The organism is Flavobacterium xylosi (assembly GCF_042787345.1).
Classification (GTDB): Bacteria; Bacteroidota; Bacteroidia; order Flavobacteriales; family Flavobacteriaceae; genus Flavobacterium; species Flavobacterium xylosi.
On record NZ_JBHZPZ010000017.1, the window covers coordinates 1 to 16496 of the forward strand.

Here is a 16496-nt window from a genome sequence, read left to right on the forward strand (position 1 = left end):
TCAGGAGCAAATAAAGAACATTTATTCCATTCGAGAGAGAGGACTTTAAAGTCCTTTCTTTTGAAAAAATATCTTTATCTTTTCCCTAAAGTTGCATTAATTAGTTGAATCTAGTTATATAAAATTAGCGGATTATTAGTTTTGTCTTTTATATAATTTAATGTTACTTCTTTATGACGTATGTTTTCAGAATTATTTGGTCCTGGGGTATCAACTAAAACTAACTTTAAATCTGATGAGTCAATATTTTTAATATCTCCTTCTATAAAAATCTCTATATCTTCCGTATTTCCTTTATCGTTATAGTCCTCAATAAATGATAAATCAATATTTTCTTTTTCTTCTAGAATTTCTCCCACAGCATTTTTAATAACTGCATCAAATCCTTCTTTACCATCAATATCTTTTATTTTACAAATAGTAGCAGTAGTGGCTTGGTTTTGACTAGGAAGTAAATCTTTACCAATCAAAGCATTAATCAATGTTGATTTACCAGCACTCATAGGCGCAATAAACACAACTGAAACTTCACTTTTATCAATCTCTTCTATTTTAGATAAAACTTGCATTTCCCCTAATTGCTTATATAAAGTATTTTCCTTACTTTCAACCATTGTATTGATTAATTCGTGAAGCTCACCCAAAACATTTTTATCCTCTATAACTACAATGTTTAGAGTAATCTTCCAATTACGATTTTTATGAATACTCATTTTTGAGACAATTTCTTCAACATTATTGCATTCATATTGTATTGAGGTAAAAGCAATCTCCAAGTCAGGACGTCCAAAATCTTCTCCAAGCTTTAATAAAAAACTTTCAAACCATTTTTCAATTCTGTTTTTTTCATTTTCTCTGATAATTTGTTTACACTGTTTACCACATTTTTCATTGTTAAATGATTTATCGTCTGTTTTGAAGTCAAATTTATAGGTATAACTATTGTAGGCAATGTCAATTTTCATATGTGTCTTGTGCGTTATAGGTTTTATTATTTTTTTGTCAAATTTGAAATTCTTTACTGCTAAATTGTGTCACTGAGAGTATTTATTTTTTAAACTCTTAACCATCCTCTCAATGTCCTCATCCGCTTTTTTCAAATTAGCCAATGTCAATTTCAAATCAATTCCATTGGTTGTTATGTTGGCAGGATTACTTAACCAATCTTCCATTTTACGTTTGCCTTTAGACTGATTGATACATCTTAGTGTAACAGCAACATTTTCGGGACAGTTAACCACCAAAGCGATCTGCTCATCGGTTAATACTGATTTGTATTGGGCATGAACTGCTTCAGAGGATCTAAGGTGCTCATAATCGTAGGGGTCACCGCCTCGTAATGTTTTTCCAGTGTAAACATCAATATATAATGCAATTCCGTCACCACCTCTTTTCAGAGCTGCTTGTTGCATTGAGGCTTTTGTTTTCGTGAAAATCTTATCTATTTCCGTACGTCTGTACGGTCGGTCAGAATCTATCATTGAGGAATGAATATTAAATTTATTTTTAAACTATTGTTAGAATAAAACAATAATTCATTATTAAAAATACGAATTTGCTGAGCCGGTTACGCTCGAAATGAGGGAACTTTTCGTTCTGCAGTATTCAAAACAATAATTTGACATAGTTTATAATTTTTATGGTTTGACAGCCTGTATTTTCCCAAAAATATAATTTCTATTTCTATAAAATCATTCGTCTTGCCAAAGTACCTTTCTAGCCGATGAAAGTACCTTTCTGGCTGCTAGACAAGAAATCCACCCCTTAAAAAAATCTAAAAAAAGGAGTATCAACCTTATCCTTTTAACCTTATCCTTGTCTTCATTATATGCCGCTCCCGCACGAATCATCGTATGGCACGTCATATTGTAATCTCAAACATGCCATAAACAAATACAGCATCAAGTAGCGCTTTTTGACCAACATATCCAGTTGTCTGCTAACATACACTTACACTCCACGTCTTTTCCAATTAATCATAAACAATCTCTATTAGGAGAAACAATTAGTCTTTATTTCTAATTAAAAGCCCGATAGCGCCGATTTCTAATCCGTGCCTCTTCCACTAAGGCAAAATGTCAAAAATCGACAAGTTAAAACTCCGGAGTGTAATCACTTCAAAGTTGATATTAATCTAAATTAATGATAGTATCTACAGAAACTTAGTTTTTAGAAGTATCCTGACATCGAAATCTACATTAGACATTACCTCATTCAGCTTCACAAAATCCTTTTTTAGTCGAAGTATTTATCAATTCAAATTCATCATGAACAACGTCGAAGGGCTAAATTCACTTTTAAAACAACATATTGTACCTTTAATTATAATTTTTAAAGATATATTTTATGGAAACCATCGAATTAACTAGAAAAGAATTATACGATATAGTATGGTCGACAACACTTTCAAAGTTGACACAGCAATATGCATACAGCAATGACGGAATAAAAAAATTGTGTAAACAATATGAAATCCCAATGCCTGACGGTAGCTATTGGTCAAAACTCAAATTCAATAAGAAGTTCAAAAAAGAAAAACTGAATCCGGCCTTTGGTGGTGTGGATAAAATCGTTTTAACCCTAAGGGAAGAAGGTAATCTAATTAATGTAGACCAAACACCGTTAACGATAAGAACCCACGAAATTGAGAATGATCCTAATGCTCCCTTAATTGTTCCCGATAAAATAACAAAACCGGATATTCTGACCATACAAACCAAACAATATTGGCAAGGCAAAATTTCTTTCACTTCATATCGAGAGGATAATAGAATTACATACCCAATCAGAGTTAAAAAAACAATAGAGAACGAGCGTTGAGATTTATGGACACACTTACCAAATTACTACGATATAGAGGGCATACTTTGTCAAAACAGTACGGTTATGATTGTGTACTTATAGATAATATTTATGTCGAAATTGATTTAAGGGAAGCATCAAAACGAATCCCGCCAACAACCAAATATGGTTCTTCAGAATACATTCCAACAGGAGACTTTATTTTCAAAGTAGGTAAATACTCAGGAGAAAGAGAATGGCGTGATGGTAAGGTAAAATTAGAAGGAATGTTAGCTAGAATAGTGGCCAAACTAGAACTCATTGCACAAAGAGAAAAAGAATGGGAAGAACGAGCTAGAATATCAGCTTTAAAAAGAGAGGAAGAAGAAAATCGCCTGGTAGTAATCAAAAAGCGAAGGGACGAAGAAGTTGATAAATTTAATAGATTAGTTAAACTTTCAGAACAATATGACAAAACTCGTATAATCAGGCAATATATTGAAGCTGTAAAACAAATGGCAATCAATACCAATAATCTAACTCCTGAGAAACTAGAATGGATTGATTGGGCAACTAACAAAGCAGATTGGGTTGATCCATTAATCAATAAACCGGATGATATATTAGATTAGTAAATTACGTACTGGACATGTAGTGTTCCATAGTTTTAAATCTGAGCTAATACTCCAATTCTTTAGCTTAAATCAGCGGAAACATGAACCGGGAAAAAATCACAATTTTGAATTCCTTTATTAAGTTATTTTCACCTTTACGGTTTCCCGTAAGGATTCAATTTTACATTGTATTAATTTTATATTTTACTTTAATATTGAGTTTGACAAAAAAGTATTGATTTACTATTTATTGTTTTAGAAGTAACAAACTATAAAACGGGAACCAACAACGACAGGCGACAATTGATATTCTCTGTAGATAAAAGGTTATTTTTTTTTTTAACGCTCTTCTTAATATTAGAATGGATATAAAATAAAAATTATTCGTTTTTTTATCCGTCACGTTTTGTCGGACTAAAATAATACTTTAGCATAATTAAAAAATAAACCTATGGCAAAAGTAATATTTTACAAACGCTATTTATACATCGTTGATCGATTAAAATCGGTTCCTAGTAATTTTCAGGATTTACATAAACTGGTGATGACTAAACTTGAAAATGAGGATTTGAGTGCTAATTTTGAATTTTCAGCTCGTACTTTCGATAGAGATAAAAAAGACATACTGGATTTGTTCGGTATTCTTATCCAGTACAATCGAAAGGATAAGGTGTATTATATAGATGAAGACGTTGAAGATCCTTCGGTGTCAAGAATGATTGAGGCATTTTCCATTCATCAGGCACTTAAAGAAGGAAATAAAATAGCACCAAGTATTCACTTGGAAAACAGAAAATCTTCAGGAACCGCCTTGATAAACGGCATTTTATACGCCATTCAAAACAATTTCCAAATCGCATTTACCCACACCAAATTTTGGAATATGGAAATTACCCAAAGAACGGTAAAACCCATCGCGATTAAAGAATCCCAACACCGCTGGTACCTGATAGCCCAAGACAACAAAAACGGGAGTATAAAAAATTTCGGTTTCGACAGAATCGCTGATTTGAAAATTTCAGCTGACAAATTCAAGCCCATCGTTTTTGATATGGATAAAAAATACCAACATGCCTTTGGAATTGAAACCTACGAACCTGTTCAAAGAATTGTACTTTCTTTTACGTGGCAGCAAGGAAATTACACAAAATCTTTCCCTCTCCATTCCTCACAAAAAGTTTTACAGGATACAGAGGAAGAACTCCTTATTGAATTATACATGCATCCAACCAATGATTTCATCATGGAATTGCTTAAATATGGTGATCAAGTTGAAGTATATGAACCTTCAACATTACGCAAAGCAGTAAAAATCCGCATCGAAGAAATGATCAAAATATATAAGTAATGAGCCATTCTTTTACCGCTATAGATTTTGAAACAGCACAAGGCTACCGTTGGAGCATTTGCCAGGTTGGACTGGTAAGAGTCGAAAATGGAATTATCACCCAAGAAATCAATTTGTTGGTGCAACCACCAGACAACTACTACTGGCAGCGTTTTACGGAAATTCATGGAATTTCGGCAAGAGACACCATAAATGCACCTACTTTCGACCAAATTTGGCACAAGATTGCGCCATTTATAGAAAATCAAACTGTAATTGCGCACAATGGATTTGGTTTTGATTTCCCGGTTTTAAGCAAAACATTGGAACATTATGGAATGTCAGCACCGGATTACAATAAGTACTGTACTTATAAGATTTTTAGGTCAAATTTAGCTACATTGTGCCAAGAACATAACATTCCGCTAAATCACCACGATGCATTGAGCGATGCTAAGGCTTGTGCAGAGTTATATTTAAAGCATTTAAAAAATAGAGTTTAATAATAAAAAATAAAAAAAATATGAGTAATAATATATTGACAATCAAAGAATATTTTGATAACAAAACTTTTGCAATACCACATTATCAGAGAGGATATAAGTGGTCTGCAAAAGAGAAAGATGAAGATAAAAGTTCAGTTCATTTTTTCTGTGAAAGCATTAAAAACGCATACATTAATAATAAAAAAGCTGATTATTTTATTGAGGCAGTTACTGTTGTTCAAGAAAATAAAACTGCTCCTATTATACTAGTAGATGGACAACAGCGCACAACAACTTTGTATTTAATATTTATCGTACTTGGAGATTTTGATTTTTTAAAAGATGTTATTTTAGATTATAAAATTAGAAAAGATTCAGATGAATATTTGAAATACCTTTTGGCTAGTGAAGGAAAAATAGAATCCAATACTACGGTGCAAGACATCTTTTACTTTAATGAAGCGATAGAAACTATAAAAGATATTTTCAATGAATTTTTAAATGATAGTGGCTTCAAAAAATTTATTAAGAATAATGTCAAACTGCTTTTCAATACAATTCCGGCAAGCAAGGCGGTAAATACCTTCATTGCTTTGAATGGACTGAAAGCTATTATGAAAGATGAAGAATTAATTAAATCTGATATATTAATACAATCGTCTAGACCCCTTTTTGAAATATCTGGCACGATCGACAGAGAAGAAGAATTTGGATTCGAATGGAAAATAAACGAAGATCGAGGGAGACTTGCCCGCAATTGGGATAAATGGTTGTATTGGTGGAATCAACAAGAAGTAAGGGATTATTTCGGTATAGGAGATAGACATCCATTGTATTTTTTACTGGTAACTTATTGGAAAATTGAATCTGAAGACAGCAAAAAAAGTTTTGACTTTCAAAATTTTAAAAATGAATTCATATCAAGTCCACGAGATGCAAAAAATCATTTTGAAGGACTAAGAAAGCTTCAAAAAACATTTGAGGATTTATATAATAATCCTGAATCTTTTAATTTGATGGGTATTATATTAAAAACGAGTAATTCAAAAGAAGAAGCACTTCATTCTTTTTTGGATAAAAAAAATGAATCCAAATTAGCTTTCAGTGAATATGCTAAATGGTCTTTAGTTAATGCAACACATTTAGAAATTATAAATAATACTAAAGAAATAAACTCAAAAACTAATAAAGAGCACTTAATTAAAATGGAGAAAGCGATTTCTGCAATTGACTTGTTAAACGAAAAATTTGTCTATTGGGATGAAAATGATGCAGAGTATAATGATTCAAGAAAGGAATTTACTTTTCGTTTTTTAATGTATTTGAATTTACTAGAAGATACTAATTTGAAAAGGAAATTTGACTTTTCTATTTGGAATAATCGTTCCCTGGAACATATTTATCCAAAATCAAAGAAAAGCAATTTAGATTTTGAAAAGACTGAATTTCAAGAAGGGAGTATTCACTGTATAGGAAATTTAGTTTTACTCTATGGTAAAGATAATTCTGCATTTGGAGCTAAAGATTTTGAAGATAAAAAACAAGTATATTTTAATACTGGAAAAGGATTAGAATTCAAAAGCAGAAATTTGATACATACGCTATCCGTTTTTGCAAATTCCGAATGGGATACAAAGGATATCCTTGCAAATAAAAAAAAGACAATTAATATTTTAAAAGCACAATATGGCATCAATTAATCTTAAATTAGAAAACACCAAAGAATATTCATTGTCACAATTATTCTCGACACCAAATAGAAAAATAATCATTCCCGATTTTCAAAGAGATTATTGTTGGGGCGATAAAAGCCATGGCGATAAAAAGATAGAAATTGTCTCTGCTTTTCTTGATACATTGATAGAAGAGCATAAAAAAGGAGAAACTACTTTAGGCAAAATTGATGTATATGAAAATCCAACTGACCATATCTATTTGACGGACGGTCAACAGAGACTTACAACACTATACTTCATCATTGGAATGCTTTGTAAAAAAGTCAGAAATGAAGAACTTAATTCAAAACTAAAGCAATGTCTTATTTCAAAACAGGAAGAGTCTCATGATGATAAAGAACCGTATTTACAATACGCTATTAGAGAAAGCAGTTTGTTTTTCCTTCGTGATTTAGTAAATGATTTTTTTATAATTAATAAAGAGATTGCGGTTGAAGCGATTGGAAAGCTACCTTGGTATTTTAAGGAATATGATTTAGACCCTACAATTATCAGCATGATCAATGCATTACAAATTATTGAAAGAAAACTAAAGGAAACTGATAATTTCAAATTAGACGAGTTTGCAGATTTTATAATAAACAAAGTGAAAATTCAATATTATGACGTACAAGACAGAAAGCATGGGGAAGAACGATTCGTTATAATAAATACCACAGGGAAAAACCTTTCGGTTTCCGAAAATATAAAACCAATTTTACTTGGAAATATTGATGATGATATTTATTCAAAACAATGGGAAGACAGAGAAAATTTCTTTTGGAATAATCGAAAAGAATGGGAGTATATAGCTGATGACGGTGTGAATGATTTTTTAATATGGAGTTTTCAAATTATCGAAAAACAAGAATCTATAGATTTGATAAAAAAATCAAAACAATTTTTTAAAGATGGTAATAAAAAAAATACTGAAGTTTTACTTGAACTTCACAATTATTTTATTGCAATCAATGATTTAATAGGTTTATTAGATTCGAATCCTGAGATACAAAAGCAATTTAAATTTATTAATGAATACAACAAAGTGGAAGGATTATTGGGATTAAGAAATTTATCTAAAGATAAAACTCAAAACATACTCTTACCCTTGCTTTCTTTTATGGTAAAATCTAAATGCGATGAAAATGAAGTTTACCGTTTTATCCGTCGTTTAAGAAAAAATTATTTTGACAAAATTTGGAAGGAAAGAAATGATAATTACTTAGATTGGAGATACATTTTACAAATCATTGAAAAATCAGATTCTTTAGAACATATCTTAAACTATGAATCTGAATTTAATGAAATACAAAACGTTCCATTAAATATCTGGTTTAATACGGAAGAAAAGTTAAAAGCTAGCCTACAAGAACAACATTTAGTATCTATCGAAAAATGGGAAGATCATAAATATTTTATGGGAGATTTATCTTTTTTGTTTAAGGCAAGCTTATTAAATGATAATGAAAGTGTTCAACCTGAATTATTAGAATTTTCTAATATCAATTTTACTTTGGTTTCAACAATATTTGAGAATTATCAAAACACTATTGGTTTGATAAAAAATGAACAAACTGCAAATAGTAATAAAAGGTTAGCTAATTTATTTAGATTATTCAGAGTTTTCATTGGTTGTAATAAAGTGGAACATATATACAAAGCCTCATGGGATTTTGAAGGTGTTCTGTTTTCAACTTTAAATAGGAATCATTTAAAGAAATTGGATTTTATGAAATTATTGCGTTCAAACGAAATGGAAAATTATTGCACTGATTATATTATCTCAATTGTAAATAAAGACCATCTTTTTGAATTTGAAGATTTTAATGTTGAAAAATTCATTAAGTCTTGGCTTGTTTTGAAAGTGTTTAATGCGAATAGAAACAATGTCTTATTATCTTTTTGGGATGGAAATGAGACAGGAATTGCTGCTTATAGAAACAAAGATGATAATAAATTAAGTCCCGAATTAGATTTTAGTATAGAAAATTCAATTTGCGGATATGGAGTAAGAAGTGGATTTGGTTCTGGAAACAAAGTTAGATATGCTGAAAACAAAGATAACTGGTTACAGCCCGAAATTATTGATAGCCCATTTGCGACAATAGATTTTGAAAATTTTCATAAAAAAACTATTACACTAGATGAAGTTGACGGAAATAAAAGAGTAATTTCAGAAATAAAGAAAACACTAATTTATTCTGCAAATTGCATAGAAGCATGAAAATCTAGATTTTATTATGTTAAAGTAAAACGACACTTTTCAGGTGTCGTTTTTTTATACAATAATTTATCTCCGCCGCATTCTGGCATTAGCTTCGCCTAAGTTTGCTTAATAAAGGATTCCACAAAAACCAAAAAATAGGCAAACTACAAAATAACGACATGGCAAATTCAAGAAAAAAGATCCAAAAACGTATTGAAACGTTTATAACCCGAAAATTTAAAATAGAATCTCAGCTAAATGAAAAATACAGCTTTAATAATTTTATTGTTGGCGATTCAAATCAAAGTGCGGTTTCGGCAGGAATTTTTGTCACGAGTCATTTGGGAGAAAAATTATTCAATCCTTTGTTTATTTTTGGAGGAATGAGTTTTGGAAAAACGCATTTGGTTCATGCAATAGGCAATAAAATAAAAGAGAAGTATCCTGAGAAAAGCGTCTTATATACTTCTTCTGAAATCTTTGCACAACAATACATCGATTCAGTAAATAACAATAATCGGGATAAATTTGTCAATTGGCTGCAATCGCTAGATGTTTTAATATTGGAAGACATTCAATGCCTATCCGGTCAAACTACAGTACAGGAAGTTATCTTAGAAGTATTTAATAATTTTTGTCAAAAGGGCAAGCAAATCATAATTACTTCTAATAGGGCACTAATCGACATGCAGAGCATTAATCCCCAACTATTGTCTCGTTTTAAAGGAGGATTAACGGTAGAACTGCAACAAACTGATTATGTAACCCGAATGGCAGTCCTGAAGAATTTATTGCTTTCCAAGAATGTAGAAATACCCGTAAAAATCATAGACTATATAGCCCGAAATATAAAGTCAAATTTGAAAGACCTTAAAGGTTGTTTACATTATCTGCTTTCAGAAGTAAAACTTAATAAAAAAGAAATAACGCTAGAGTTTACAAAAAATGTTATCAGGAAAATTAACTCCATAGCCAGTTCGTACTTCGTAATGGATTTAACCTATGACTGTACAAATACGATTAAAGTAATCGGTATAGGAATTGCGGGTGGCAATAGTGTAAACGATATGATTCAGCAAGAGATTAAAGGAGCTGATTTTATGGTTTGCAGTAATGATGCTAAAGTAATCGAAAATAAGAGGATTACACACAAAACTCAGCTGGGCAACGGCACCAAAATGGTTGTGATAATTGCTGAAATGGGAGGAGCAGCAGAAATGGATACAGCATTGATAATCGCACAACTGGCAAAAGAAAGAGATAATATCACAATAGGTATTGTTTCAATTCCATTCCTTTCTGAAGGAAAATTAAATGATGAAAAAGCACATTCAGAGATTAAAAAAATGCGGAAACAATTTGACTCGCTAATAGTTATTGATAATAACAAATCAAATCACCGCAATGAAAATCTTAATTTTGAATCGGCATTTCAGTTTATCAATGATACTATCACAAACATTGTAAAAGGAATGGTTGAAATGGTATCACACAGAAGATTTGATCTAAAAGATATCAGAACAGTATTAGGTAATAGCGGCTTATCTTTAGTTGGCTCGTCTATCGTTTCCGGTGAAAATAGGGCTAAAAATGCAATTGAGTCGGCATTATTTTCTCCGCTGTTGAAAGAGGACAAAATCGCCAACGCCATGAACGTTTTGTTATTGGTCACAAGTGGTACAATTGCAACAACGATTGATGAAATTGGCGAAATAAATGATTACATACAATCAGAAGTAGATTACAAGGCCAGTATAATTATGTCTGTTAGTGAAAATATAAATCTTGGCGAATCAATTGCAATTACAATAATTGCAACTGGGTTTGATACTTCGATAGAATAAAATCGGAAAATAAATCCATGAGAAAAAACATTTTTGAGATATCTGAAATGACACTTCCCTCGCTAGTGTCTTTTTTTTAATACAAAAAAATCAGACTGACACACTTTGGCTTTTCCTTCAAATATTTTTGCGTTATAACAATTTAAAAATAAAATTATGGGACAGATGGTTTCACACAAAGGAGAATTATTAAGAATTAATGTGGCAAAAAACTTCATTGAGTATTCCTCCAATAATGGAAAAGTATGGCACAGAAGAAGCGGTCAATCTCATAGCATGGGAACATTACAGGACCTAATGGATAGTGGTGACGAAATTTTAGTTACAACATCAAAAGGGCTATATTATTCTTCGACCGAAGGAAAGGTTTGGCATAGAAGAAGTTAGTTTATATGAAAGTGTATTATTGCTACTTGGAGATTTTTGATGAAGAAACACAACAATGGGAATATGTTGCCAACCCTAATCAACTTCCTGAAGATCTCTATTATGATCAGTTTTTCAGCGATATTGATAGAGAAAGTTTGTTTTTCTTTTTTAAAGAGATGGAAAATCAAGGAGAATTAACATTACTGACAAAATGGAAAGGTATACCTGCTGACGCATCGTTTTCTGTAACGAATAACTATTACTTCTACCTTGAAAATATAAAGATGTGTACCGATGCGTCCTATTTTTATTTAAATGAATTATTTGATTTTGATTACAATTCAACAATAGACCTTTACAAATTTCCTAGACATGAATATAAAAATTTCAAAGAATATAATTATGAGAATAAACAGATAAATAACCCAAAACATATTTCTTTTAGAAATTATTTGGGAGATAATTTTATTGAGGAATTAAATTTGCTTAAACGATTTGAACGTTATGAAAATTGTAGAATTATTTATTTTGTTGATGCTGATTTAAATGGATGGGATGATGGGACCATTCAGCCTGAACCTTATTTTAAAAGATTTGACAGAGGAATAGTAGGTAAAGGTATTACTGATCAGGATTATGGTGAAATTGAATCCTTAAACTATAATATTCTTTTTTATTTCATCGAAAAAACAGCAACACTTGAAAACGAAGATGTTGTTGAACGACAGGAAAATTTAGGAATAAGAGTAAGAGATATTTTTTTAAATCATTTAAAAAAAACAATTCCTATCCAGGATTATGAAATACACAATGCTAGACTTACTCAACAATTTTGGATATTAGAAAAAATTTTTGTTTTTGGATATTATAATGGAAGAGTTGATGATGAAACTGTCGGATATTTTTGTGGAAACTACCCTATTTTTAAAAGTAGTCTTACATCATATGAATCATTTACTTACGGTGATGATTATGAAGTTGATTGTGGTGGATATGGTTTTAGGAGTCGATTTGATTTTGAGACATTTAAATTAATCCTACGTGGATTTTGTGAAAAATTTGAATTTGAAATAAAGATAATTTTTGAACTATTTTTAAAAATAGCAAAAACAAATAATTATAAATATTTACTTAAAGAACTGGAGGAAAAATTAAGTAAAAGGAACAGTGAATAAACTCAAATAAAAACTTAATAATAGGTACTGAATTGACAACTTGCAAACTGAAAATAAATCTTTATGGAGAAGCTTGGAAATTGAACCAATTATTACTCACTAAAGATCAAAAAATAAAGTTCGAAGTGATAGCCCAAAGAATGAAGCAGCCATTAGAAGAAGTTATTATTGATCCATATTTTTACTACTTACTCAAAAGTAAAGCAATCCTATCAGACGAAGATTTGGCAGGAAACTGCATTGAAGGGCTTTTAAACACACCAAAAAACCAAATAGAGATTTGGTATAGAAACCGGAAAGTGCAAAAATTAAAATGCAATGATTTAAAAGAAGAATTAGTACTCTTTCCATTATACAACACTACAATCCAAAAAATGAAACCCTGTTTAGAAAAAGGCTTGTATGTATAACAAAAGGAAATAGGTTTAGTTGGGAGTTTTGAAATCAAGACAGATAACTTCAATCTAAATGATTTAGAATTTCAACTATTACAATCAAACAAACACTTGCTCTTAAAAGGATTGGTTTATAATAACCAAGTTTTAAAAAGCAAAAAGAAAGATACTTTAATTACTTTTCAGAACAGCTTTGAAATAACCTAGAACTGCAGGATATATCTACAAATACTCTTTTTGTGGAAAAAGTAGTCAATTGGTCTTTATTGTTTTAATACTAAGCTTTTAAATCCCTACATAAAATGGATCGATACAAAGGGAAGTTTCATATATAGAAGGGTTAGCATAGGTGCTAACTAGATTATAGATCCAAAAATTGATTTACTACTTTTCCGCTGGATCGTTGCGACCAGAAATGGGGCCTATTGGAAATTAAAGATAATTAAACAATTGAATGCGATTGGAAAGTCATCGCGGAATTTACATATCCTACAGCTGCAAAAATGTTGTCTGATTTTAAGATTAATCGACTTGATTTTATATCTAGAATCTACTCAAAACAAAATCTCAAACTTTATTCACTAATTAATCTTCTCAAACAATTCAATATCTAGAAGATATTTTTGAAACTGTTTTTAAGGCGACATCGTTTGGCGTTAATGCCAATTAATTTTGGTGTAAATAAAAGAACAAACTATGTATAATAAAAAACCACAAGAATTAGAAGTTTTAGGCTCAACTAACAATTCCCTTAAAGATACATCCAAAATCGATAAAAAACCATTACATATTATAGCCCTGGGAGGAGCTGGATGTAATTTTTTAAGATTTATTTATAATCATGGAGTTAAGGCAAAATATACAGCTGTATCATCAGAGTCAGGGAATATTCCTAAAGACTCTACAATTGAATTTATCCATTTTGCACCACCACAAAAAGAAGTAATGATAGATCGCGGTACATTTGTAGATAAGCTTGTTTCTATTGATATGAATAATCGACTTCAAATGCCTGATGCTATTTATAAACACTTAGCATCAGACGATAAGTTCATTATTATTTCTGGGCTAGGTGGTTATATAAGCTCTTTTTTCACGGAAGATACTGCAAATTATCTTTCGAAGAATGGAAAAACTTTTTTAATAATATGTACTCTCCCTTTTAGTTTTGAAGGTGAAAGAACAAGATATGCAGAAGACACAAGAAAAAAATTAAGTTCATTTGATAATTTCAAATACATAGAACATAATAGTCTGAAAGAAAAGTACGGAAACGTGGGTTTTAAAGCAGCTTTTCAAAAAATAGACGAACTATTTCTTGACATTGTTAATGATTACATCGCAGAATAAATTAGAAAAATATTTTGACAAGATTAAGTAATGGAAAATAAAGCCAGCTCATATTTAATTCAATTTCTTTTAGTTATAATAATTAGCAGTTGTAATTCTAATGATAAAAAAACTATTTCTAACAATAAAAAAGAGATTTCAAGTCATCAATTTGCTATTCCAAAAGTTTTCTTTAAAAAATTTAGAGGTTCATTGTCTAACAACAAAATACTCAATTTATATTTAACAAAAAGCGTGAATACTAATAATGGTACAGATGGAGACACTATTTTAAGTTGCGTTATTGATGATTCAAATAGTAATAAACCACGAATGTTTACAGGAGAAATGACTCCCAACGGTTCTTTTAAATTTAAAAATAATAAAGGAGGAATTAATATCAGTGGAAAATTCGTTTCGGTCTCAAAAATTAAAATCAAATATCTAGACTCGCAAAAGGGATTTTTTTCTAACATAGAATTAGTTGAAATCAAAGAGAAATTCAAAATATTTCCTGAAAATTATTATAAAGAAGAATTACAAACAAATACTGGAGAAGCTGTATGCGACAGTACTCGTTTTTTTATAAACTTGAGCGTGCCGGTTTTTAAATCAAAGGAAAATAATTCGGATAAAATCATTAACAATGCTATAAAACAAGATATAGGTTTAAAGACAAATCAAACATACGAAGAATTCATTAAATTAAATCTTCCGCATACTTTTGGTTATTTTGTTTTAAATATCGATGTAGTTTATTTGGACAACAATTTTTTGACACTTCAAGAATATACTCGGGAAGCCCATTGTGGAGCTGCTCACGGCGATTGGTATATTTCTTATATTAACTTGGATCTTGAAGCAAATACTCTACTAAAACTAGAAGATATTTTTCAGAAAAAGTACTTGAAAAAATTAAAAATTATTTGCAGACAAAAATTCAAGGAAAAGTATAATTTACAAGAAGAAGATCTTGAAAATTTTTACCTACCTGAGGATTTTGCATTATACAGAAATGGTATATCATTGTTATTCCAACCCTATGGGAATGGTATAGGGATTTATACAGGAGGCACAACTGATGTTTTTATCCCGTTTGCTGAATTAAGCGATTTAATGAATCCAAAAACAATACTAACTAACCGCCTATTAAATAGAGAATAGCATCAAATTTATATGGAAATAGAATATTCAGATATAATAGAATAAAAATTGAAGTTGAAGATTTTGCAAATCAAATTACCAACGATGAAAGTCTAAAAAAATCAGCCCTGCAAACAATGCAGTCAACATGCAAAATACGAATAAAGGAACCAGCGGCCAAAATAAACAATCTACCCAGAATCAAGGCAATACGGGCAAACAATTGAATCCTAATCAATCTGCTAGCAAGAAAAAATAAGTAGATTATATCCTAAAAAAGTTCCTAATTGAATACCTCCATAATCTGAATATAGAATTTTGGAGGTTTTTAATTTTTACATGGTAAATGTTTGTTTGTTACCGCAAAAAATAAAATTCTATGAAGTCAATTCATTAATGTGTTATATCCGTTCGCTCGGAATTACATCCGTGCCCTTTCCTATGTTTTTTTTGTCACAAATAGATACTCTTTTTGTTACACAATTAATCGTCATAATATAGTCCAAACGTTTGGTATAATAGCGCTGTATATTGCATTTAATCCAATAAATTGGACTAGTTTGAAATCACTGGCGGTACTAAAATTAAAGCAATTATTTTGTCGCAAAAACAGGAGGTATTTGCGACAAAACAGCAAAAATAATTCAAGTCCAAATGATAAAAAAAAGGAGTTCACAATAATTAAAAATACAAAATGTATGTTATTTCAAACATAATTGTTACTTTTGTACATAATAACGAACATTTTTTTAAAATGACAACTAAAAAACAAACCGTTTTTCCAAAGTATGACAAAGTACTGGGACAAATGGGAGAAAATATAAAGATGGCTCGTAAAAGGCGAAAATTGACTATGGTACAAGTAGCCGAACGAGCAGATATCGCAAGATCAACGCTACACTTAATCGAGTTAGGAAATTCAAGTGTGGCAATGGGGGCTTATTTCAATGTGCTTCGTGTATTGGGGTTGCAAGACGATTTCCTAAAACTAGCAGCAGACGATGAACTAGGAAGAAAACTCCAAGACCTCGAACTTCTAAAATAGTAAATATATCGTCAGTTCGAGTGATTTTTGCGCAATGTAATGGAGTAAAAATAGTATCGAGAACCATC

15 protein-coding genes are annotated in these 16496 nt (G+C 30.6%); 13 read left to right on the forward strand and 2 right to left on the reverse strand.

Translation table 11 applies throughout. The features are described from left to right. Positions 1–110: 110 nt before the first annotated feature. Together ACFX5E_RS13190 and ACFX5E_RS13195 are read right to left on the reverse strand one after the other, a co-directional pair. Complete coding sequence (locus ACFX5E_RS13190; RefSeq protein WP_379855623.1) at positions 111–965, reverse strand: dynamin family protein; 855 nt, start codon at positions 963–965, stop codon at positions 111–113. A gap of 69 nt (positions 966–1034) precedes the next feature. After that, a complete protein-coding gene (locus tag ACFX5E_RS13195; protein WP_379855624.1) occupies positions 1035–1481 on the reverse strand; it encodes a hypothetical protein in 447 nt (148 codons plus the stop codon). A gap of 865 nt (positions 1482–2346) precedes the next feature. Between ACFX5E_RS13195 and ACFX5E_RS13200 the strand changes: the two genes are divergently transcribed. From ACFX5E_RS13200 to ACFX5E_RS13260, 13 genes are all read left to right on the forward strand, one after another. Further along, complete coding sequence (locus ACFX5E_RS13200; protein ID WP_379855625.1) at positions 2347–2820, forward strand: hypothetical protein; 474 nt, start codon at positions 2347–2349, stop codon at positions 2818–2820. Positions 2821–2825: 5 nt separating this feature from the next. After that, positions 2826–3413 (forward strand): hypothetical protein, encoded by a 588-nt coding sequence (locus ACFX5E_RS13205; RefSeq protein ID WP_379855626.1) that lies wholly within the window; start codon positions 2826–2828, stop codon positions 3411–3413. 433 nt (positions 3414–3846) lie between these two features. Next, positions 3847–4743 carry a helix-turn-helix transcriptional regulator gene (locus tag ACFX5E_RS13210; RefSeq protein ID WP_379855627.1) on the forward strand — a complete coding sequence of 299 codons (897 nt, stop codon included), beginning with the start codon at positions 3847–3849 and terminating at the stop codon, positions 4741–4743. Next, a complete protein-coding gene (locus ACFX5E_RS13215) occupies positions 4743–5225 on the forward strand; it encodes a 3'-5' exonuclease (protein ID WP_379855628.1) in 483 nt (160 codons plus the stop codon). Before ACFX5E_RS13210 ends, ACFX5E_RS13215 begins: the two co-directional genes overlap by 1 nt. Before the next feature lie 20 nt (positions 5226–5245). Then, positions 5246–6907, forward strand: coding sequence for a DUF262 domain-containing protein (locus ACFX5E_RS13220; protein ID WP_379855629.1), 1662 nt, complete (start codon positions 5246–5248; stop codon positions 6905–6907). Further along, entirely contained in the window at positions 6894–9146 is a 2253-nt protein-coding gene (locus ACFX5E_RS13225; RefSeq protein ID WP_379855630.1) for a DUF262 domain-containing protein, read from the forward strand. The genes ACFX5E_RS13220 and ACFX5E_RS13225 overlap by 14 nt, the downstream gene beginning before the upstream one ends. Before the next feature lie 161 nt (positions 9147–9307). Then, positions 9308–10972 carry a DnaA ATPase domain-containing protein gene (locus ACFX5E_RS13230; RefSeq protein WP_379855631.1) on the forward strand — a complete coding sequence of 555 codons (1665 nt, stop codon included), beginning with the start codon at positions 9308–9310 and terminating at the stop codon, positions 10970–10972. A 156-nt stretch (positions 10973–11128) separates the two neighbouring features. Beyond that, the gene (locus tag ACFX5E_RS13235) at positions 11129–11359 is read left to right on the forward strand and encodes a hypothetical protein (RefSeq protein ID WP_196853776.1); all 231 of its coding nucleotides are present in this window, start codon (positions 11129–11131) and stop codon (positions 11357–11359) included. A 5-nt stretch (positions 11360–11364) separates the two neighbouring features. After that, entirely contained in the window at positions 11365–12516 is a 1152-nt protein-coding gene (locus ACFX5E_RS13240; protein WP_379855632.1) for a hypothetical protein, read from the forward strand. 140 nt (positions 12517–12656) lie between these two features. After that, positions 12657–12926 carry a hypothetical protein gene (locus tag ACFX5E_RS13245; protein WP_379855633.1) on the forward strand — a complete coding sequence of 90 codons (270 nt, stop codon included), beginning with the start codon at positions 12657–12659 and terminating at the stop codon, positions 12924–12926. A 681-nt stretch (positions 12927–13607) separates the two neighbouring features. Next, entirely contained in the window at positions 13608–14261 is a 654-nt protein-coding gene (locus ACFX5E_RS13250; protein ID WP_379855634.1) for a hypothetical protein, read from the forward strand. A gap of 30 nt (positions 14262–14291) precedes the next feature. Next, positions 14292–15404 carry a DUF3298 domain-containing protein gene (locus tag ACFX5E_RS13255; protein ID WP_379855635.1) on the forward strand — a complete coding sequence of 371 codons (1113 nt, stop codon included), beginning with the start codon at positions 14292–14294 and terminating at the stop codon, positions 15402–15404. Positions 15405–16077: 673 nt separating this feature from the next. Then, a complete protein-coding gene (locus ACFX5E_RS13260; RefSeq protein WP_379855636.1) occupies positions 16078–16428 on the forward strand; it encodes a helix-turn-helix domain-containing protein in 351 nt (116 codons plus the stop codon). The last annotated feature ends 68 nt before the right edge of the window (positions 16429–16496 follow it).

Excerpts from the sequence above, each read along its gene's own strand:
- ACFX5E_RS13190 (WP_379855623.1), bottom strand. The coding sequence starts at position 965 with ATGAAAATTGACATTGCCTACAATAGTTATACCTATAAATTTGACTTC.
- ACFX5E_RS13195 (WP_379855624.1), bottom strand. The coding sequence starts at position 1,481 with ATGATAGATTCTGACCGACCGTACAGACGTACGGAAATAGATAAGATT.
- ACFX5E_RS13200 (WP_379855625.1), top strand. The coding sequence starts at position 2,347 with ATGGAAACCATCGAATTAACTAGAAAAGAATTATACGATATAGTATGG.
- ACFX5E_RS13205 (WP_379855626.1), top strand. The coding sequence starts at position 2,826 with ATGGACACACTTACCAAATTACTACGATATAGAGGGCATACTTTGTCA.
- ACFX5E_RS13210 (WP_379855627.1), top strand. The coding sequence starts at position 3,847 with ATGGCAAAAGTAATATTTTACAAACGCTATTTATACATCGTTGATCGA.
- ACFX5E_RS13215 (WP_379855628.1), top strand. The coding sequence starts at position 4,743 with ATGAGCCATTCTTTTACCGCTATAGATTTTGAAACAGCACAAGGCTAC.
- ACFX5E_RS13220 (WP_379855629.1), top strand. The coding sequence starts at position 5,246 with ATGAGTAATAATATATTGACAATCAAAGAATATTTTGATAACAAAACT.
- ACFX5E_RS13225 (WP_379855630.1), top strand. The coding sequence starts at position 6,894 with ATGGCATCAATTAATCTTAAATTAGAAAACACCAAAGAATATTCATTG.
- ACFX5E_RS13230 (WP_379855631.1), top strand. The coding sequence starts at position 9,308 with ATGGCAAATTCAAGAAAAAAGATCCAAAAACGTATTGAAACGTTTATA.
- ACFX5E_RS13235 (WP_196853776.1), top strand. The coding sequence starts at position 11,129 with ATGGGACAGATGGTTTCACACAAAGGAGAATTATTAAGAATTAATGTG.
- ACFX5E_RS13240 (WP_379855632.1), top strand. The coding sequence starts at position 11,365 with ATGAAAGTGTATTATTGCTACTTGGAGATTTTTGATGAAGAAACACAA.
- ACFX5E_RS13245 (WP_379855633.1), top strand. The coding sequence starts at position 12,657 with ATGAAGCAGCCATTAGAAGAAGTTATTATTGATCCATATTTTTACTAC.
- ACFX5E_RS13250 (WP_379855634.1), top strand. The coding sequence starts at position 13,608 with ATGTATAATAAAAAACCACAAGAATTAGAAGTTTTAGGCTCAACTAAC.
- ACFX5E_RS13255 (WP_379855635.1), top strand. The coding sequence starts at position 14,292 with ATGGAAAATAAAGCCAGCTCATATTTAATTCAATTTCTTTTAGTTATA.
- ACFX5E_RS13260 (WP_379855636.1), top strand. The coding sequence starts at position 16,078 with ATGTATGTTATTTCAAACATAATTGTTACTTTTGTACATAATAACGAA.